This is a genomic window from Undibacterium sp. Di27W, assembly GCF_049340345.1.
GTDB lineage: Bacteria > Pseudomonadota > Gammaproteobacteria > Burkholderiales > Burkholderiaceae_D > Undibacterium.
Genome location: NZ_JBMPOS010000127.1, coordinates 1 through 370 on the forward strand (window position 1 = coordinate 1; position 370 = coordinate 370).

Here is a 370-nt window from a genome sequence, read left to right on the forward strand (position 1 = left end):
TAGCAACGTTGGTGTTGTCGATAGCACGGATCGTCAGACGTTCTACGTGAGTTGTTGTGTTGGCAGCCTGGAAGCTGTCAACCAATGCATCAACGATGGTGTCATTCAACTGGATTTGGGACACTTGAGTAATCGCTGTGTCGTTTGTCAGTTCGATGTTGCCGATGTTTTTGATGCCGTTGAAGTCACCGATGGAAGCGTTTGTTGCATTACGCAGTTCGATAACGTCGTCGTTCTTTTGGGTGTTGTTGGTCGTGATTGTGTCAACTGCACCACCGTCAATCGCGTGGGAGCCATTGAAGTTTGCATCTGTGAAGATGATACGGTCGGCTGTGCGGCTTGCACCTTCTTCGCCTTTGTAGCTGAAGCG

At 49.5% G+C, this 370-nt stretch carries 1 protein-coding gene; it reads right to left on the bottom strand.

The features are described from left to right. Window positions 1–370: hypothetical protein (locus tag ACO0LF_RS31600; RefSeq protein WP_423021388.1), on the bottom strand; the 370-nt coding region annotated here is incomplete at both ends.